Raw genomic sequence first — 19,244 nt, 5'->3', positions numbered from 1 at the left:
GGAGAAGCTGGAATCCGCTGTTCTGTCCAACTGAGCCCTTACCTGTGATTAAATTTCACATCCGTAACAAAAGTGACAAATTACACTGTAAGATGGGCTGCGTTACTTTTTAGTGGTACGCACCACCCTGCTTAATCTGCACATCGACTTCAAGGAGTAAAACGTGGAAGGCGTCCAGGATATTCTGTCTCGCGCCGGTATCTTCCAAGGCGTTGATCCCGTAGCTGTACAAAACCTTATCGAGCAGATGGAAACCGTGCGCTTCCCGCGCGGAACCACCATTTTCGAAGAGGGCGAACCAGGCGATCGTCTGTACATCATTACCTCGGGCAAGATTAAGCTGGCTCGCCACGCCCCGGACGGCCGCGAGAACCTGCTGACCGTGATGGGCCCGTCCGACATGTTCGGCGAGCTGTCCATCTTCGATCCGGGCCCGCGTACCTCGTCTGCAGTCTGTGTCACCGAAGTACACGCTGCGACCATGAACTCCGAGATGCTGCAGCGCTGGGTCGACGATCATCCATCGATTGCACAGCAGCTGCTGCGCGTGCTGGCACGTCGTCTGCGCCGCACCAACGCTAACCTCGCAGACCTCATCTTCACCGACGTCCCCGGCCGCGTGGCTAAGACTCTGCTGCAGCTGGCTAACCGCTTCGGTGTCCAGGAAGGTGGCGCCCTGCGCGTCAACCACGACCTGACGCAGGAAGAAATCGCCCAGCTGGTCGGCGCTTCCCGTGAGACCGTCAACAAGGCTCTGGCGACCTTCGCTCACCGCGGCTGGATTCGCCTCGAGGGCAAGTCCGTGCTCATCGTCGATACTGAGCACCTCGCCCGCCGCGCCCGCTAAACCGCGCGAAGCACAGCACCGCACCTGCCACCCCGGCCGGTGCGGTTTTGCTTTGTCTTTTGCACCACTCAACAAGAAAACCCCCAGCCCGCAGGCCAGGGGTTCGACGTAAAAAGCTAACTAGCCATTTGCGTCCAGATACTTCAGGGCAGTGCGCGTGGACTGCTCTGCTGCGTGACGCAGTACTGGGTCGACATCGTCGTACATTTCGTCGACCAGGGTCTTCAGATCGACGTCGTCGCCCAGACGGCTGCGGACTTCCTTGATCTGATCCAGTCGGTAGTAGCGACGGTCGATGTACTTGCGGGCGACCTGGGAGGTGTCCTCCAGGTCCGGACCATGGCCCGGGAAGAGTGCGACGTCCTTGCCGCGCTTTTCCAGCTTGTCCAGGGTCTCCAGGTACTCCTTGAGGTCACCGTCGGTCTCCGAGAGCAGCACCGTGTGGCGGCCGGCAATCGTATCGCCGGTCAAAATGCCCTCTAGGGTGGACTCGCCAGCTACACCGCTGTAGACGAAGAAGCAGGTCGAATCGGCGGTGTGACCCGGGGTGTGGACGACCTCGAGCTGTGGGGTGACGCCGTCTAGGGTGACGATTTCGCCATCGGAAAGCGCTTCTGCCCCATTGCAGTAGTTCGGGTCAAAGGCACGAATCGGTGCGCCGGTCAGCTGACGCAAGCGCTGTGCACCGGAGGCGTGGTCGTCGTGGCGGTGAGTCAGCAAAATCAGGCCGACCTCGCCCGCACGGGCGGTGACCACGTTGAGGTGACCCTCGTCCTCCGGACCCGGGTCGACAACGATGGCCTTGGCGTCTTCACTAGCGCGCACAATCCAGGTGTTAGTGCCTTCCAGTGCGGTGTAACTGGGGTTGTCACACAACACGACACCCACCGACTGGCTCACTGGGCGTAATTGGCTATATGCAGGATGCTCCATGATTCTTAGCCTATCGCATTACTGGGCAGTTTCTACGATGAGTTCGATCTCAACTGGCGCATTTTTTGGCAACACGGCCACGCCAACTGCAGATCGGGCGTGTTCGCCCGCCTCACCGAAGAGTTCACCAACAAAATCCGACGCGCCATTAATCACGGCGGGCTGCTCGTGGAAGTTCACATCGGAAGCCACAAAGCCCACGATCTTCAGCACGCGGGTGACATTGTCCAGCCCGACAACCGAATCCACGGCAGCCAAAGCGTTCAAAATACAGGTGCGGGCATAGTCCTGAGCATCCTCGACGGACACCTCGGCGCCGACTTTGCCGACGCCGGCCAACTGGCCATCGATAAGCGGCAGCTGCCCGGAAGTCCACACCTGATTGCCCACCTTGGTGGCAGGCACATAGGAAGCCAAAGGCGCAGCTACGTTAGGCAGCTCATAGCCCAGCTCCTGCAAGCGTGCGAGGTGGCTCATTACTCGACCTCACGCTTGAAGTAGGCGACCACGTTTTCCGGGTTCATGCCCGGGGTGATGGTCACGAGCTCCCAGCCGTCTTCACCCCAGGAATCGAGGATCTGCTTGGTCGCGTGAGTAAGTACAGGTGCGGTTGCGTATTCCCATTTAGTCATGGCTGCCATTCTATGCGATATCCGGCAGCCACAAGAACTAAATTCCGACGAGCTCTCCGCCCTCAGCAAGGTAGTGCGCCCAATTAGTAATGTGCGGGTTCTTACGCAGCAGGGCACGGCGCTGACGCTCGGTCAGGCCACCCCATACGCCGAACTCGACGCGGTTATCCAGGGCATCTGCGCGGCATTCGTTCAGCACCGGGCAGTGGCGGCAAATAACAGCCGCCTTGCGCTGCTCAGCACCGCGGACAAACAACGCATCCGGGTCCCCATTGCGGCACTTGGCTTGGGTGACCCACTCACCACGCTCAGAGTTGTGAATCTTGCGATTCGAGGCGGTGGACGCTTTTACTCCGACGGTCATGGCAGGAGGACTCCTTCCCAGGCGGCATAATATGTAACACACGTAAGTGTATTCACATGGTAATTAGGTTGTCGAACACGTCACACTTTAGGGGGGAGTGGAATGTTTCCTGCTGATAGGTTGACCAACTACTCTGTTGTGCGTGAGTACTACGAAATCGCTAGGCAAAATCGGACTGGCCACCGTGTTGGTGGGCGTGCTGACCGCGCTGACCATCGCCCCCTTCGCGGGGTTAACAGGCGTTGTGGTCGCCCGCGCAAACGACACGATGCAGTCCGATTTGCAGGATCTCACAGCTGGCGATGCCCCCGGGGTCACCACCATCCAAGACTCCACCGGCGAGGATCTGGCATACCTTTATAACCAGCGCCGCCACCCCGTGGAATTTGATGCGATTTCGCAGCACATGAAAGATGCCATCGTCGCCATTGAGGACAATCGTTTCTACGAACACGACGGCGTCGACCTGCAGGGCAACCTGCGCGCACTGTGGACCAATCTCGCTGCAGGCGGTATTTCCCAGGGTGCTTCGACGCTGAATCAGCAGTACGTGAAGAACTACCTGCTGTTGGTCTCCGCCGAAACCGACGAGGAGCGCGCCGCTGCCACCGAGCAGTCGATTCCCCGCAAGCTGCGCGAGATGAGCATGGCCGCGGAGATGGACCGGGATTTGAGTAAGGAAGAAATCCTGGCCAATTACTTGAACTTGGTGCCTTTCGGTAACCATGCCTACGGCGTGGAGGCCGCCGCGCGCACGTACTTCGGCCACTCCGCCGCGGACCTGACCGTCCCGCAATCGGCCCTGCTCGCGGGCATCGTTCAGTCCTCGGAGTACCTCAATCCTTACACCAACCCCGAGGGCGCCACCGAGCGCCGCAACCTGGTCCTGCAGGCTATGGCTGACAACGGCTACCTCGACCAAGCAGCTGCCGATGGCTTCAAGCAAGAGGGCCTCGGCGTGCTCGATTCCCCTGCATTGCTTCCCGATGGCTGCATCGGCGCCAACGACCGCGGCTTCTTCTGCGACTACGTTCTCGAATACCTCTCTGAGAAGGGCTTAGATGCCGAAGAGCTCTCCCGCGGTGGCTATACCATTCACACCACCTTGGACCCGCAGGTCCAGGACGCCTCCCTGCAGGCAGTCCAGTCCCGCACCTCCCCGGATGCGGCAGGTGTGGCTGAGGTGATGAGCGTCGTTAAGCCTTCGCGCACCGACCGCGACGTCCTGGCCATGGTCTCCTCTCGCGAATACGGACTAGACCTTGACGCCAACGAAACCCTGCTGCCGCAGCCTTATTCGCTGGTCGGCAACGGTGCCGGTTCGGTGTTTAAGGCCTTTACCGCCGCCGCTGCCCTCGACGCAGGCTATGGCGTGGAAAGCGAACTCGACGTTCCCGAGCGCTACGAAGCAGAAGGCCTCGGCTTCGGCGGTGCCGAGGACTGCCCGCCGAGTCGCTACTGCGTGGAAAACGCAGGCACCTACCCTGCCACCCTGACCTTGCAGGACGCGTTGGCGCAGTCGCCGAACACCACGTTTATCAAGCTCATCGAGCAAGTCGGTGTCGCGCCTGTGGTCGACATGTCCGTCAAACTGGGCTTGCGCTCCTACAACGACCCTGGCTCCTACGACGGCGACTCCTCGATTGCCGAGCACGCCAAGGACGCCAACATGGGTTCCTACACCCTGGGCCCAACCGCGGTGAACCCACTGGAGCTGTCCAACGTCGGCGCCACCATCGCCGCGGGCGGTCGCTGGTGCGAGCCTAACCCCGTCGAGTCGGTCACCGACCGCAACGGCAACGAGGTCTACCTGCCTGCCACCGAATGCGAGCAGGCCGTCGACCGCGAACTTGCCGATGCCCTCTCCAACGCCCTATCCAAAGACACCGACAACGGCACCGCCGCTAACTCCGCCCGCTCCGCAGGCTTTGGCGCACAGGTCGGTTCCAAGACTGGTACCACCGAGTCCAACCAATCCTCGGCCTACCTGGCGTTTAACAGCGAAATTGCCGCCGCGCCGTACATCTACAACGACGGCACCTCGACCACCCCGCTGTGTAGCGGCCCGGTCCGCCAGTGCGGCAGCGGCAACCTCTACGGTGGCCTAGAGCCTGCTCAGACCTTCTTCGGCCTGGCCAATTCCATCCCCCAGGTCAGCCGCGGTGGCCTGCCCGGCTACGACGACAAGTACAACGAGGGCACCTCCACCCCGCTTCTCGATGACCTACGCGGCAAATCCGAATCCGAAGCCCGCCGCATCCTCGAAGACGAAGGCTACACCGTCAAAACCGCCCGCGTCGTTGGCGGCAACGTGCCTTATGGTCGCGTCGTGCGCGCCGTGCCATTTAACGGACCTCTCCGCGATGGCTCCGAGGTCACGCTGCAGCTTTCCGATGGCTCCTCGGCCTCCAACACCCCCAGCTCCGGCACCGCGGACGCCAACTCCACCGGCAACACCGACGGCGGCGGCAACGACCCAGCCCCGCGCCGCAACAATAACGGCCCGAGGTCAAACAACCCCGGACCGTCATGGCCTTCGCAGGACGACATTGACTCCTTCGCCAATGATGTCCGCAACTTCTTCGGGCTCTAACGCACCGCGTTAGAGCGTGGCAATCGCCGCTAAAGCGCTGAGGGGTTAAGCCCCGCTGGAAGGCTCAGCTCAGCGGGCCCCACAGCTTTCTCTACTGAGAAAGCTGCTGCTTGACCGCCGCGGACAGGCGCTTGCCGTCGGCGCGGCCCTCGGCCTTGGCCTGGGCGACCTTCATGACCGAGCCCATCTGCTTCATGGTTGCGGCCTCACCGCTTTGCTTTTCAACCTCGGCAATGGAGGCGGTGACCAGGTCGGCGATGCCTTCATCGTCAAGCTGCTCTGGCTGGTACTCGGCGAAGTACGGGACTTCGGCGAGTTCGGCATCGGCAAGCTCAGGGCAGCCATTGTCTGCGTAGACATCCGCGGACTCGCGACGCTTTTTGATTTCACGGGCGATGACCTTAAGCACGTCATCGTCAGTTAGCTCGTGTCGCGAACCAGTGGTTTCTTCTGCCTGGATAGCCGCCAGCAGGGCACGAATCGCAGTCGTGCGCGGCTTGTCCTTTTCCTTCATCGAAGTCTTGAGATCTGCACGGATGGTTTCTTTCAAGTTGCTCATGCACCCCAATCTACGACAGGTAGGGTGGAATGGGTGAAGTTATTACCTGTTTTGGGCGGAATCGCCGCCGCTGGCCTTGGCACCTTAGCGTGGGGATATTCCGAGCTAACCAAGTTTGAGCTCAAGGAATACACCCTGCCCATCCTGCCGCCGGGCACCCTGCGTGGCGAGGACGAATTCCGCCTCCTGCACATCTCTGACCTGCACATGATCCCTGGCCAGGAAACCAAAATCGCGTGGGTCTCCGCGCTAGATTCCCTAGAGCCGGACCTGGTGGTCAACACCGGCGATAATCTTTCCGACCAGGCCGCCGTCCCCGACACCCTGCGCGCACTGGGCCCACTGCTCAGCCGCCCGGGATTGTTCGTCTTCGGCACCAACGATTACTGGGCTCCGCGCCCGGTTAATCCCTTCAAGTACTTGATGCGTTCGAAGCGCGAGCCTTCCTATATTGATCTGCCGTGGAAGGGCATGCGCGCTGCATTTATCGAGCGCGGCTGGCGCGATGCCAACCAAGCTCGCCACGAGTTCAAGGTCGGCAACGTACGCCTGGCGGTCGCTGGCGTCGATGACCCGCACCACGACTTGGACGATTACGCCGAAGTCGCCGGCCCGCCGAACGAGGACGCCGACCTGTCGCTGGCCCTGCTGCACTCACCGGAACCGCGCGTGCTGGAGAAATTCGAAGCCGACGGTTACCAGCTGTCCCTGTCGGGCCATACGCATGGCGGCCAGATTTGTCTGCCGGGTTCGAAGGCGATTGTGACCAATTGCGATATCGATAGAAAACGCGCCCAGGGACTGCATCGCTTTGGCGATATGTTCATGCATGTCTCTAATGGTTTGGGCACGTCGAAATTCGCGCCGGTGCGTATTTTCTGCCGTCCCTCGGCAACCCTGCTGCGTCTCACAGAAGCCTGCTAATTTTTCGGCTCAGGCTCGCTGACCTGCGATTTGGATATTGCGGGGGCTACGCGTTAAAGTATCCAGGTACCGCTTCAGCGGGTACCGGGATATGGCGCAGTTTGGTAGCGCGCTTCGTTCGGGACGAAGAGGTCGCAGGTTCAAATCCTGTTATCCCGACCATCACCCCATCTGGTTCGCCAGGTGGGGATTTTTACTGCCCAATTCTGCCTCTTGAATTCCAGGGCCCTGTGCAAAACGGGAAACGACGCGGCGCCCCTACAGCAGCCGCGTCGCCCCTATTCCCTATCACTCACTACAGATAAAAATCTGACCGCCTACCCCCTAAGTAGGCGACGTGAGCATCACCTACTCTAGCACTCGTGAAGGCCGTCGACGCAACGCAAAATTAAACTCACAGCCTTCTATTATTAAAGTGCTAAATTCTTATCGCCGGCTTAAGAAAGCTGCACCAGACCCCAGGACAGCCACGGCGCCGAGCACACCTAACGATGCCCACAGCATCCCACCTGCGCCATCATTACCCGCCACGGTCACTCCAGTAGTCATCCAGTGCAGCGGCAGCACGCTGGCGGCAATCTGCCAGAAGCTAGCGATGCCCGTAGTCGTCGCCGCCTTCCATACCCAGCCCACCACGGCGAGCTGAATCAGGTTGGCCACGGTAATCACCACAGCACCCCACTTCGGCCCGCACAGAGCCAGTGCGGCGCGGGTGAGCATCGCCGTGGCCAGCACACCCAGTCCCAGCACGCCGGCGGCCCAGCCGGTGGCTTCCCAGGTCCAGCCGGTCGCAAAGAGTGCGAGCAGGCCCACGCCGACGCCCGCGGCAAGAATGGTACCGAGCAGTACCAACCACCAGCGCTTGCGCACCACGCCCAGTGCGACACCGCCGGCAATGGTGAGCAGGCCAATAAGCAGGCCGGTAATGGGGCTTAACGCGCGAACGGGTTCGGCATCCTCCTGTGCGACGGGCAGTACGCGGAGAATGTCGAGGATATTTTCCTGGTTGGTAGAGGCCATGTCGTTGATGCGCTGGGCGCCATCATCCAACTGGCCGACACCGTCGAGTGCTTCGCCGACACCGCCGTCGAGTTCCCCAATACCGGCATTGAGCTGCTTGGCGCCCTCCACTGCCTGGTAGATGCCATCGTGGTAGGCATAGCCTGGAACAGAGAGCTGGTTGGCCAGCTCCCGCGAGCCGTCCTTCAAGCGGTTCAGGTCACCGCCTAAAGATTCATTGATATCGAAGGTCTCCACCTGACCGCGCAGGCCGCGCAGCTGGTCGCGAATCTCTTTGGCCTCCGGAGTTGCTACGCCGTGCAGGTCTTGGAGCGTGCCATCGATAGCTTCCAGAATTTGGCCCTGCACCGCACCTAAGCCCAGCACCTGGTCCACAGCACCGCCGACGTTGTCTGCAAGTTCGTTGGCGCCGCTGCCCAGTTGGCCGGTGCCGGCTTGGAGTTGGGTCAGGCCATCGACAAGCTGCTGGGAACCAGCAGAAAGCTCATCGATGCCCCCGCCGAGTTCTTCGGCACCGCCGCGGAGTTGCTCGGTGCCATCGGCAAGCTGCTGCGAGCCAGTGTCCAACAGGCTGGAATTGGCTTGGGCGACGCTGGCTTTGCTGCGGGCATCGGCAAGCGCTGCTTCAGGGCTCTCGCCTGCCGACGGCGCACCCGCCACCTCTTCCTTAGTCCAGGCCTCAGCCGGCTGCCAGCCCGTTGCCGCCATCAAGCCCGCGCCAATAAGCAAGGGCACAATAACGAGCAAACTCAACAGCCCGACCTTAAGACGAGAAGGGCGCGAGGCAGCAGAATCAAACACGGCGGTACTCATGCTTAAAATCTATCTTTTAGCAGCTCGCCAGCTTTTAAGGCGCGCGGAAAACAGCGAAAACCCTCGCCACCACACAGGGTGAAGCGAGGGTAATTCGACTAAAGCGCTAGAGCTTACTTCTTCTCAGCAAACAGCTCGCGAACGCGCTTGCCCAGATCCGGGTGAACGTTGGTCCAGTACTCGTAGACGCGCTCCTCGGTCTCCGGGGACACACCAGCCATAGCGTTGGTGATGTTGTCTGCCAGACGCTCCTTGGCACCATCGTCGTAGACGTTCTCGTAGAGGTCACGTGCCTGTACGAAGTCGTCGTCCTCCGGGTGCTTGACGTAAGCAGAAGCACGGACGAACTCGGAACCGTGAGAATCCGGGGTCACGTACAGATCCGGAGCGGTGACGGTCTCAGCCTCTGGGGTGTGGTCGGTGGTGTCACCGTCGAGCAGGCCGTTGCCCTTAGCGTGGCGGTTCGGGGAGTAGACCGGGTCCTGCGGGTCATTGAACAGGTAGGCCATTGGGCCCTCGTGCTCGTAGGTGTTGACCTGGTTCAGCGGCTGGTTAACCGGCAGCTGCTTGTAGTTCGGTCCGATGCGGTAGCGCTGCTGGTCAGCGTATGCGAACACGCGAGCCTGCAGCATCTTGTCCGGGGACAGACCGTGGCCCGGAACGATGTTGGACGGATCCAGAGCAACCTGCTCAATCTGTGCGAAGAAGTTGCGCGGGTTGCGGTTCAGGACGAAGTAGCCGACATCGTGCAACGGGTAGTCCTTCTTGGACCAGGTCTTGGTCAGATCGAACGGGTTGAAGCGGTAGTTCTCAGCCTCGTCGAAAGGCATGATCTGAACCTTGACGTCCCAGACCGGGTAGTTGCCCTCTTCAATAGCGTTGTAGAGGTCCTCGCGGTGCAGGTCCGGATCGGTACCGGCCTTCTCGGTGGCCTCAGCGTCGGTGAAGTTCTCCACGCCCTGGCGGGTCTTGAAGTGGTACTTAACCCAGAAGGCGTCGCCTTCCTCGTTGACCCACTGGTAGGTGTGGGAGCCGTAGCCGTTCTGGTGGCGGGTGGTCTTCGGGGTACCGCGGTCACCCATCAGGTAGGTCACCTGGTGAGCGGACTCCGGAGTACGGGTCCAGAAATCCCACTGCATATCAGCATCGCGCAGGCCGTTGGTGCCCAGGCGCTTCTGGGAGTGGATGAAGTCCGGGAACTTAATGCCGTCACGCAGGAAGAACACCGGGGTGTTGTTGCCAACGATGTCCAGGTTGCCGTCCTCGGTGTAGAAACGCAGCGCGAAGCCGTGAACGTCGCGCCAGGTATCCGGGGAGCCCTGCTCACCAGCAACGGTGGAGAAACGGCCCATCATCGGGGTAACGGTGCCCTTCTGGAAGACCTTTGCCTTGGTGTAAGCGGACACATCCTCGGTGACGTGCAACTCACCGAAGGCACCGTGGCCCTTAGCGTGCGGGGTACGCTCCGGCACGCGCTCGCGGTTGAAGTGCGCAAGCTTTTCGATGAGGTGAACATCATTCAGGGTTACCGGGCCCTGCTGGCCGTAAGTAATAGAAGTGTTCTCGGATGCAACAGGCTGGCCGGACGGGCGAGTGGAGTTCTCGCCACCGGCAGCGCGCTGACCCTTGTTGAGTACCTTGTCTGCAGGAAAATCAGTCATTTAGCTAGCCTCCTAGCTCGTGGGGAGTTGACTCGTCCCATCCTACGCGAATTTATAAGCTCCGACAACGTCACTCAGAAAACTAATAGGTTTTCCACTAAAGCCAGGCTCACCTTGCCACCTGGTAAATTCAGCAAGGTGCAACACCACTCCGAACACGACGATGCCCGGGTCACCGAGCTGGCACTGAAAGCCGGCCGCGGTGACCGCACGGCGTTAACGGAGTTCATCAAAGCCACCCAGGATGACGTGTGGCGCCTGCTCGCCCATCTAGGTGGGCCCGAGCTTGCCGACGATCTGACCCAAGAAACCTATCTCCGCGTCATCGGCGCCCTGCCCCGCTTCGCCGCCCGGTCCTCTGCGCGCACCTGGTTATTGTCATTAGCCCGCCGCGTGTGGGTCGACAACATCCGCCACGACATGGCCCGGCCCCGCAAGTCCGCGACCCAATATGAAGACGTGCCGCAGCAAACCACCGCGGCTGAAAACTGGAGTGAGTGGATTGACGCCCGTGCGCTTATCGATGCCCTGCCCGCCGACCGTCGCGAAGCACTTATCCTGACCCAGGTGTTGGGGTATACCTACGATGAGGCCGCCAAGATTGCCGGCGTGCGCGTGGGCACCATTCGCTCCCGCGTGGCCCGTGCGCGCAAGGACCTCATCGAGCGCGCTTCCGACTAGCCCGCGGGAAATGTGCCCCGTGCCGTTTCCTGAGAAATTGTTATATTCCAGTGACCGAGCTAAATCCCTAGCTTAACTAGGAAAAATTCACACCTGTAAGCCCGTACGCATGGAGTTTGCTGGAGTTTCAAGTTCCTATTTGTTGTGCATTCCCACTACTATGGAAGGTTGCACACACATGCACAATCGAACGTCGATCCGAGCCCGCATTCCTGCCCGAGCGGGCTCGGCTTGTGTGAGATAGAGAGTCTTTTCCCTCATGATTAAACGCGCTATAGCCATTTCGATGGCGTTTATCGGCGTCGTCGTTGGTGCTGGCTTCGCCTCTGGCCAGGAGGCAATGCAGTACTTCGTGGCCTTCGGCAACATGGGCCTTGTTGGCATGGCCCTGTCGGCAGCCTTGATGGTTATCGCAGGTATCGCCTTTTTGCAGCTGGGTTCTTACTTCCAGGCTGATGAGCACACCGCGGTCTACGACAAGGTCTCTGGCCCCATTATTTCCCGCATTCTGGACTACGGCACCCTGCTGACGCTGTTTTCCATTGGCTTCGTCATGTTCGCCGGTGGCGGCTCAAACATCACCCAGCAGTTCCCGTCGGTCCCGATTTGGGTGGGCGCCCTGTCGATGCTGATTCTGGTGCTGCTGGTCGGCCTTCTCGATGTCGATAAGGTCACCACGGTTTTGGGTGTCGTGACCCCATTTATCATTATCTTCGTCGGCTTTGCGACGATCTATGCCATCGTCACCACCCCCATCGACTTGGATGCCTTTGACGCGTACGCAGTCGAAAACGTCGATGCTGCTATTGGCAGCTGGTGGCTGTCCGCGCTGAACTACACCGGCCTGAACGCCATCTGTGCAGTATCCATGGCCATTGTTATTGGCGGTAACTTCCTCGATAACAAGACCGTGGGCCTGGGCGGTATCTTCGGCGGTATCGCGTTTGTGTTCCTGCTGGTTCTGCTGGTGACCTCCCTGTACTTCGTGGCACCGGACGTCAACGGCCAGGACCTGCCGATTCTGAAGCTGATTACCGACATCAACCCGATCCTCGGCTACATCATGACCTTTGTTATTTACGGCATGGTCTTTAACACCGCGGTCGGTATGTTCTACGCGATGGCTAAGCGCCTGACCCGCGACAACCCGCGTCGCTTCTACCCGGTCTACGCCGGTGCCTGCATCATCGGCTTTGCACTGTCCTTCGTGGGCTTCCAGGAGCTCGTTGGCTTTGTCTACCCGATCCTGGGCTACATCGGCCTGCTGATGATTGCCGTGATGACCATCGGCTGGTGGCGCAACCGCAACAATCTGTCTGCTGAGGCAGAGCGTCGTACCCGCGCCCGCGTCCTGGTTCAGCGCAAGCTGGATCCGCGCGAGCGTTTCACCAAGAAGAACCAGCGCGAGCTGCGCACCCTGGCTCGTACCTCTAACATGGCCACCCCGGCCTTCGTCAATGCTGTTGCTGAGGAAATTCATGAGGACCTCGAAGCTGACGATGAGCTCGAAGGCTACGACCGCAACTCTCTCGACCCATCTGTGGTCTACGTGCAGCACACCAAGCCGGAAGTTCCTTCCGATGACGCATCGCCTGCCGATGCCGCCAAGCAGGACGACAAGTCCATCAAGGAAGACTTGGACTTCGGCAAGTCCCGTCCCATCTCTAAGGACGACGCCGTCGAGTAATCCACGAGCGGATTCCTCGACGGGGGTAAAGCCCTAAAGAAAATCCGGGCCCTAGCAACTAGCTAGCAACCCGGATTTTTCGATCTGGCGCGGAACTTCCTCACCGGAGTTGTTGGCTAGACCAACAACTCCGCGATTTGGATGGTATTCAGCGCAGCGCCCTTGCGGAGGTTGTCGCCTGCGACGACGAGGACGAGGCCCTTGTCGTCGGCGATGGACTGGTCCTGGCGGATGCGGCCAACCAGGGAGTCATCGCGGCCGGCGGCCTGCAGCGGGGTGGGGACGTCGACGACGGTGACGCCGGGGGCATCGGAAAGCAGTTCGCGTGCCTTATCAGCAGTCAGTGGGTTGTCGAACTCTGCGTGGATGGTCATCGTGTGGCCGGTAAAGACCGGGATGCGCACACACGTACCGGCAACGAGCAGCTCCGGGATGTCGAGAATCTTGCGGGATTCGTTGCGCAGCTTCTGCTCTTCGTCGGTTTCGTTGGATCCGTCCTCGACGAGGTTGCCGGCAAAAGGCAGAGCGTTGTACGCGATCGGGGCGACATACGGACCGAAGTCCTCGTTATCCAGGCCAGAGCCGTCGTGGACGAGGTCGACGTTGTGCTCACCAATCTGGTAGACCTGCGCGGCCAGGGTCTCGACACCGGCGAGACCGGAGCCAGACACTGCCTGGTAGGAGGAGACGTGGAGGCGGTGAAGGCCGGCGGCATCGTGAAGCACCTTGAGCACTGGCATGGCAGCCATGGTGGTGCAGTTCGGGTTCGCGATGATGCCCTTCGGGGTGTTCTTCGCAGCCTCCGGGTTGACCTCAGAGACAACCAGTGGGACCTCGGGGTCCTTGCGGTAGGCCGAGGAATTATCGACGACGGTGGCACCTGCCGCAGCAAACACCGGAGCCCACTCACGCGAGGTCGAACCACCGGCGGAGAACAGAGCAATATCGACGTCTGCGACAGAATCCTCAGCGACCTGGGTCAGGTCCTCGACGACGATCTTGTCGCCGCGGAATTCCAATTCGCTGCCAGCAGAACGCGGGGAGGCGAAAAAGCGCACCTTGTCTGCTGGGAAGTTACGCTCTTCCAAAATCGAGCGCATCACGCGGCCAACCTGTCCGGTCGCGCCGACAACCGCAATAGTGGTCATTGTTACTCCTTAGAAGCTATCGACCGGTACCGGCGTAGACGACTGCTTCGTCATCGCCGCCCAGCTGGAACTTATCATGCAGCGCACGTGCTGCCTTGTCAACGTCTGCCTCGCGGGTCAGCACCGAAATGCGAATCTCGGAAGTGGAGATCAACTCCATGTTCACGTTCACATCGCGCAGAGCTTCGGTGAAGTCCGCGGTGACACCCGGGTGGGACTTCATGCCGGCGCCGACGAGAGAAATCTTGCCGACTTGGTCGTCGTAAAGCACGTTGTTCCAACCGCCCTCGCTTTGCAGCTTGGTAAGAATCTCCATCGCGCGCGGGCCATCGGAACGCGGGCAGGTAAAGGTGATGTCCGTGGTGCCATCCTCCAGCGAGGAGACATTCTGCAGCACCATGTCGATGTTGATTTCGGCCTCGGCAATTGCGCGGAAGACCTTAGCGGCCTCGCCCGGTTGGTCCGGAATACCCAACACGGTGACCTTAGCTTCGGACTTGTCAGTTGCTACGCCAGTAAGTACTGCTTCTTCCACAGGAATATCCTCCATCGAACCGGCAATCAGCGTGCCGGGGTCATTGCTATAAGACGAGCGAACTCGCAAGGGAACATTAAAGGCACGCGCGTATTCGACACTGCGCAGCACCAGGATCTTCGAGCCAACAGCGGCCATTTCGAGCATTTCCTCGAAAGACAGCTTTTCTAGCTTCTGCGCATCCGGCACGATGCGCGGGTCAGCGGTGTACACGCCATCAACATCCGAGTAAATCTCGCAGACATCGGCGCCGAGTGCCGCTGCCAGGGCCACCGCGGTTGTATCGGAACCGCCGCGACCCAAGGTGGTCACGTCGCGAGTTTCCTTATTCACGCCCTGGAAGCCAGCGACGATACAAATCTTGCCGTTGTCGAGTGCTTCAGTAATACGCCCCGGGGTGACATCCACGATGCGCGCATTACCGTGGCGCTCCGTGGTCAGCACGCCAGCCTGCGAACCGGTAAAGGACTGTGCCTCCGCACCGTAGGATTCCACGGCCATCGCAACGAGAGCGTTAGAAATACGCTCGCCTGCCGTGAGCAGCATGTCCATTTCGCGCTGCGGGGGAACAGGGTTGACCTGGGTTGCTAGATCCAGCAGGTCATCGGTGGTATCGCCCATAGCCGAGCAAACCACAACCACGTCGTGGCCGGCCTTCTTTGTGGCCACGACGCGCTCCGCTACCGCGCGGATGCGCTCTGCCGATTCTAGGGACGAGCCTCCGTATTTTTGAACGATGAGTGCCACGTTCGGGTTGCCACCTTTCTTCGCGGCATCGCCAGCGGCGAATACCTGTCATGTAGTAGTCAATTTCCCATGCTACAACCTGTATTGCGTCTGACCCCCATTGTGCCCCAATACTGCATTTTCAGCCCCGTTTTACTAGCGTGGTTGGGGTGTTAAATACCTTGATCGCCATTGCCTTCGCGCTGGCTTCGGCGATTACGGTGGCGTGGGGCACGGTGGTGCGCCATCGCATAGCTCGCGATGCCCCCGGCCACGTCATGGCGACTGCCATCCGCCGCCCCCTGTGGTGGGTTGGCACCTTTGCAGCCCTTGCCGCTTACGGCCTGCAGGTTATCGCACTCGGCTTTGGCACGTTGCTGGTCGTCCAGCCCATTTTGGTGCTCTCACTCATGTTCACCCTGCCTCTGGCTTCCTGGTACGCGCGCCGGCCGATGCCTTTCCACGAGGTCTTTTGGTCTTTAGCTTTGACCATCGCCGTCGGCGTGCTGGTGGTCTACGGCCGCCCCACTGCCGGCGACCCACTTCCTGCCTGGTCTCAATGGTGGCCTGCCCTCCTCTTCGGCGTGGTCCTCATGTCAGCCCTGGGAGCTGTTGCTTGGCGATGCCCCCAGCACCGCGCCTTAGCACTCGGTACTACCTGTGGCGTTTTATACGGTTATGTCGCACTGCTTTCTAAAGCGGTGATGGATACCTATCTGCATCTTGGTTTAGGCGAGTTGTTGAGCTCCTGGACGCTGTACACGCTGATCGGCTTGGCGGGGTTGGGCACGATTGTGCAGCAGTATTCTTTCCAGGCCGGCCCACTGTCGAGCTCGTTGCCGGCGATGACGATTTTCGAGCCGATTGTAGCTTTCGGCTTAGGTTATGTCGTGCTTGGTGAGCATTTCCAGGTCGAGACGGCCGCCGGCTGGGTGCTCATGGCCGGTGCGCTGGCGTTAATGGTGACCTCGACGATTGTGTTGTCGCGCATGCCGGTTAAATAGCCCATTCGAACACGGCGAGCATGTAGCCGGAGAACCAGGCGCCGAACAGCGCCCAGGCGGTGGTGAAGGTCCAGGCCCAGGGGGTGGGCAGGCGTCGGAAAGCAGCGATGACCACGGGGATGAGGATGATTGCTGCGGGAAGCAGGAGGCGCGGGCGGGAGTGCATGATGCCATCGGCAGCTAGGACGTTGATGCACAGTGCCAGGGCGAATACGGCAACCGGCAACGGTTGCCGACGCCAGGTCAGCGCCAAGGTGAGCGGTACCGCGAGGATGACCAGGGTGCTGAGCAGATAGCCGGCGTTGGTGGCAGTCGTCAGGGTCTCGCCGACCCAGCGGAGTGTCGCGAGTCCGAAGTCGAAGCCGGAGTCCCAATGCTCGGATTGGTTGGCGAAGTACCCGTCCACGCTGCCCAAGCGCCAGCTGGCCCACGCAATGAACGCCACGGGTGGGAGGCTGGCCAGAATCAGCGCTGCCCACGCGCGCCAGTTTTTCCGCGCCCAGAGTAGAACGCAGATGCCGAAGGCGACTAAGAGTGCGGCAGCGGTTAGTCGGACGGTGCCGGCTGCGCCGATGAGTACTGCCGTCAGCCACCAGCGCTTGTCTTGCAAGGCAATGAGTGCCCAGACGCTTAGGGCGCAGAAGAGCGCCTCAGTATAGGGCATGAGGAAGACTGTGGACATCGGTGCGCCGCAGACCACGACGGCCGCGGCGAGCTGAGTACGGGTGCCGCCGCCTTGTTTGTCGCACAACCACATCACGCCCATGGCGAGTGCAATTGTGGCGCCGAAGTTCAGGATGAGCGCTGCGATGGGGCTGCCCCCGAGCAGTGCCAGGAGTGCTGGAAAGCCGGGAAAGAACGCATAGGAACGCTCGCCGGTATAGCCCTCGGTGGCGATGTCGAGGTAGTAGTCGGCATCCCATTGGGTAAGCAGGTGGGTGAGGGAGGCATCGTTAAGCACTGCGAATGCAAGCAGGACAACGATGCGCAGAGCAGTTAGTCCTGCAACGACCCCGGCGGCCCTCCTCAACAGCATTCCTCCACCCTACCGCGTTCCAATATGTGAGATTTGTTGCCAGTGAGTGGGAAGCGCGGTATTGTGTTCTGCATGACAACGCGGCTGCACCTTCTCCTTATTCGCCGCGGCGGGATTTCGGTCTAGTTGTAAACGGCCAGCGCCCCGTCGCGGAGTTCGGTGACGCTACCGCCAGCTGGCCGTTTCCACCCAACGAAATTTTTTAAGGAACCCGCACCTATGTCTCCGCAAGATTCTTTCATTTCCGCACCTCGCGAAATCACCACCCCTACCGGCCCGCGCAATGAGAACCAGCCAGCCTGGAACAAGCAGCGCGGCTCGACGATGCCTTTTGAGCGCTACCTGCCTTTTGCCAAGGAAGTAGAAGACATCGTACTGCCGGACCGCACCTGGCCAGATAAGAAGATCACGACTGCCCCGCAGTGGTGTGCTGTCGACCTGCGCGACGGCAACCAGGCCCTGATTGACCCGATGAGCCCGGAGCGCAAGCACCGCATGTTCGACCTGCTGGTGCGCATGGGCTACAAGGAAATCGAGGTTGGTTTCCCCTCTGCGTCCCAGACTGACTTTGACTTCGTGCGCGAAATCATCGAGCAGAACAAGATTCCGGATGATGTGACCATCCAGGTCCTGGTCCAGGCCCGCGAGCACCTGATTCGCCGCACCTTCGAGGCCTGCCAGGGTGCCAAGAACGTGATTGTGCACTTCTACAACTCGACTTCGAAGTTGCAGCGTCGCGTGGTCTTCCGCAAGGACAAGCCAGCGATTAAGAAGCTGGCTACCGATGCCGCCGAGCTGATCAAGTCCATTGCCGCCGACTACCCGGAGACCAACTGGCGCTGGGAGTACTCCCCGGAGTCCTTTACCGGCACCGAGCTGGAGTTCGCCCGCGAGGTCTGCGATGCCGTGGTGGATATCATGGACGCAACGCCAGACAATCCGATGATCATCAACCTGCCGTCCACGGTGGAGATGATTTCGCCGAACGTGTACGCCGATTCCATCGAGTGGATGCACCGCAACCTGGCACGCCGCGATTCCATCATTATCTCCCTGCACCCGCACAATGACCGCGGCGAGGGCATTGCTGCAGCGGAGCAGGGCTACATGGCAGGTGCGGACCGCATCGAGGGCTGCCTGTTCGGCAACGGTGAGCGCACCGGCAACGTTGACCTGATCACGCTGGGTCTGAACATGATGACCCAGGGCGTGGACCCGCAGATTGATTTCGCAGACCTGCCGACGATTCGCGAAACCGTCGAGTACTGCAACCAGCTGCGCGTTCCGGAGCGCCACCCCTACGGCGGCGAACTGGTCTTTACCGCCTTTTCTGGTTCTCACCAGGACGCCATCAACAAGGGCCTGGACGCACTGGCTGATTCCGTGCGCCCGGGTGCGAACAACACCGAAGTTCCGTGGGAGGACCTGCGCGAGGCTATCTGGGAGGTTCCGTACCTGCCTATCGACCCGAAGGATGTCGGCCGCGACTACCAGGCTGTTATCCGCGTGAACTCCCAGTCCGGCAAGGGCGGCGTGGCTTACATCATGAAGACCGACCACGGCATCAACATGCCGCGCGCTATGCAGGCAGAGTTTTCCACCGTGGTCCAGGAAGTCACCGACTCCGAGGGCGGCGAGGTCAACTCCAAGGCGATGTGGGATATCTTCGCCACCGAGTTCTTGGATCGCGATACCCCGCTGGAGCAGGTCAGCTTCCAGGTCACCAACGCTGAGGCCGAGGATGAGCTGGCGCGTATTAGCGCGGAGGTCGTCTACAAGGAAGAGAAGAGGACGATTACCGGCTCGGGCAACGGTCCGATTGCGGCGTACGCGAATGCGCTGGAGGACCTGGGCATCGATTTCGAGGTCATCGATTACTCCCAGCAGGCCCGCTCTGCTGGCGATGACGCCGAGGCAGCCTGCTACATTGCTGCCGATGTCGACGGCAACAAAGTCTGGGGCGCCGGCATCGCCGGTTCCACCACGCGTGCGTCCATTGACGCGATTACCTCTGCGGTAAACCGCGCTCTGCATTAACGCGCGCCTGAACCCAAGGCCACGTGGGCAAGCTACTAGAGTAT

The 19,244-nt window shown here is 60.5% G+C and carries 17 protein-coding genes and 1 tRNA gene; 8 read left to right on the top strand and 10 right to left on the bottom strand.

From position 1 onward, the window contains the following. The first annotated feature begins 163 nt into the window (after positions 1 to 163). Entirely contained in the window at positions 164 to 847 is a 684-nt protein-coding gene (glxR, locus tag UL81_RS00905) for a CRP-like cAMP-activated global transcriptional regulator GlxR (RefSeq protein WP_035105966.1), read from the top strand. A 120-nt stretch (positions 848 to 967) separates the two neighbouring features. On the opposite strand, the gene UL81_RS00900 is transcribed toward glxR, so the two are convergent. Genes UL81_RS00900 through UL81_RS00890 form a run of 4 tightly spaced genes read right to left on the bottom strand, consistent with a single transcriptional unit; the run spans position 968 to position 2,776 of the window. Further along, a complete protein-coding gene (locus UL81_RS00900; RefSeq protein WP_035105968.1) occupies positions 968 to 1,780 on the bottom strand; it encodes an MBL fold metallo-hydrolase in 813 nt (270 codons plus the stop codon). Between the two features lie 18 nt (positions 1,781 to 1,798). Further along, positions 1,799 to 2,257, bottom strand: a complete 459-nt coding sequence (locus UL81_RS00895) for a RidA family protein (RefSeq protein WP_035105970.1) — start codon at positions 2,255 to 2,257, stop codon at positions 1,799 to 1,801. Beyond that, a complete protein-coding gene (locus UL81_RS11760; protein WP_162487888.1) occupies positions 2,257 to 2,412 on the bottom strand; it encodes a DUF4177 domain-containing protein in 156 nt (51 codons plus the stop codon). The genes UL81_RS00895 and UL81_RS11760 overlap by 1 nt, the downstream gene beginning before the upstream one ends. A gap of 37 nt (positions 2,413 to 2,449) precedes the next feature. Continuing rightward, the gene (locus UL81_RS00890; protein ID WP_035105971.1) at positions 2,450 to 2,776 is read right to left on the bottom strand and encodes a WhiB family transcriptional regulator; all 327 of its coding nucleotides are present in this window, start codon (positions 2,774 to 2,776) and stop codon (positions 2,450 to 2,452) included. Positions 2,777 to 2,918: 142 nt separating this feature from the next. Here UL81_RS00890 and UL81_RS00885 point away from each other — a divergent pair, with 142 nt between their 5' ends. Next, positions 2,919 to 5,369 (top strand): transglycosylase domain-containing protein, encoded by a 2,451-nt coding sequence (locus tag UL81_RS00885; RefSeq protein ID WP_035105972.1) that lies wholly within the window; start codon positions 2,919 to 2,921, stop codon positions 5,367 to 5,369. Positions 5,370 to 5,460: 91 nt separating this feature from the next. On the opposite strand, the gene UL81_RS00880 is transcribed toward UL81_RS00885, so the two are convergent. Continuing rightward, entirely contained in the window at positions 5,461 to 5,928 is a 468-nt protein-coding gene (locus tag UL81_RS00880; RefSeq protein ID WP_035105974.1) for a GatB/YqeY domain-containing protein, read from the bottom strand. Between the two features lie 33 nt (positions 5,929 to 5,961). Between UL81_RS00880 and UL81_RS00875 the strand changes: the two genes are divergently transcribed. Both UL81_RS00875 and UL81_RS00870 read left to right on the top strand, forming a co-directional pair. Then, positions 5,962 to 6,852, top strand: a complete 891-nt coding sequence (locus UL81_RS00875) for a metallophosphoesterase (RefSeq protein ID WP_035105975.1) — start codon at positions 5,962 to 5,964, stop codon at positions 6,850 to 6,852. An 85-nt stretch (positions 6,853 to 6,937) separates the two neighbouring features. Beyond that, positions 6,938 to 7,014: transfer RNA gene (locus UL81_RS00870), tRNA-Pro, on the top strand. A 264-nt stretch (positions 7,015 to 7,278) separates the two neighbouring features. Here UL81_RS00870 and UL81_RS00865 read toward each other — a convergent pair. Together UL81_RS00865 and UL81_RS00860 are read right to left on the bottom strand one after the other, a co-directional pair. Further along, positions 7,279 to 8,685 (bottom strand): hypothetical protein, encoded by a 1,407-nt coding sequence (locus UL81_RS00865; RefSeq protein ID WP_046453144.1) that lies wholly within the window; start codon positions 8,683 to 8,685, stop codon positions 7,279 to 7,281. Positions 8,686 to 8,798: 113 nt separating this feature from the next. Next, positions 8,799 to 10,346: a catalase gene (locus tag UL81_RS00860; RefSeq protein ID WP_046453143.1), complete on the bottom strand. Its 1,548-nt coding sequence runs from the start codon at positions 10,344 to 10,346 to the stop codon at positions 8,799 to 8,801. Between the two features lie 138 nt (positions 10,347 to 10,484). Between UL81_RS00860 and UL81_RS00855 the strand changes: the two genes are divergently transcribed. Further along, the gene (locus tag UL81_RS00855; protein ID WP_035105976.1) at positions 10,485 to 11,027 is read left to right on the top strand and encodes an RNA polymerase sigma factor; all 543 of its coding nucleotides are present in this window, start codon (positions 10,485 to 10,487) and stop codon (positions 11,025 to 11,027) included. Positions 11,028 to 11,286: 259 nt separating this feature from the next. Then, a complete protein-coding gene (locus UL81_RS00850; RefSeq protein ID WP_046453142.1) occupies positions 11,287 to 12,714 on the top strand; it encodes a YkvI family membrane protein in 1,428 nt (475 codons plus the stop codon). A gap of 116 nt (positions 12,715 to 12,830) precedes the next feature. On the opposite strand, the gene UL81_RS00845 is transcribed toward UL81_RS00850, so the two are convergent. Both UL81_RS00845 and UL81_RS00840 read right to left on the bottom strand, forming a co-directional pair. Continuing rightward, complete coding sequence (locus UL81_RS00845; protein WP_046453141.1) at positions 12,831 to 13,862, bottom strand: aspartate-semialdehyde dehydrogenase; 1,032 nt, start codon at positions 13,860 to 13,862, stop codon at positions 12,831 to 12,833. Positions 13,863 to 13,878: 16 nt separating this feature from the next. Further along, positions 13,879 to 15,144 carry an aspartate kinase gene (locus UL81_RS00840; protein WP_035105977.1) on the bottom strand — a complete coding sequence of 422 codons (1,266 nt, stop codon included), beginning with the start codon at positions 15,142 to 15,144 and terminating at the stop codon, positions 13,879 to 13,881. Between the two features lie 149 nt (positions 15,145 to 15,293). Between UL81_RS00840 and UL81_RS00835 the strand changes: the two genes are divergently transcribed. Next, complete coding sequence (locus tag UL81_RS00835) at positions 15,294 to 16,127, top strand: DMT family transporter (protein ID WP_035105978.1); 834 nt, start codon at positions 15,294 to 15,296, stop codon at positions 16,125 to 16,127. Here the strand turns inward: UL81_RS00835 and UL81_RS00830 are convergent. Next, a complete protein-coding gene (locus tag UL81_RS00830) occupies positions 16,120 to 17,163 on the bottom strand; it encodes a mannosyltransferase family protein (RefSeq protein WP_035105979.1) in 1,044 nt (347 codons plus the stop codon). The genes UL81_RS00835 and UL81_RS00830 overlap by 8 nt on opposite strands. A 219-nt stretch (positions 17,164 to 17,382) precedes the next feature. On the opposite strand from UL81_RS00830, the gene leuA reads away from it, so the two are divergent. After that, on the top strand, positions 17,383 to 19,200 hold the full coding sequence (gene leuA, locus UL81_RS00825) for a 2-isopropylmalate synthase (protein WP_035105980.1): 1,818 nt from the start codon (positions 17,383 to 17,385) through the stop codon (positions 19,198 to 19,200). Positions 19,201 to 19,244: the final 44 nt, after the last annotated feature.

Source organism: Corynebacterium camporealensis (assembly GCF_000980815.1).
GTDB classification, from domain to species: domain Bacteria; phylum Actinomycetota; class Actinomycetes; order Mycobacteriales; family Mycobacteriaceae; genus Corynebacterium; species Corynebacterium camporealense.
This window is presented reverse-complemented; position numbering and strand designations above follow the sequence as displayed.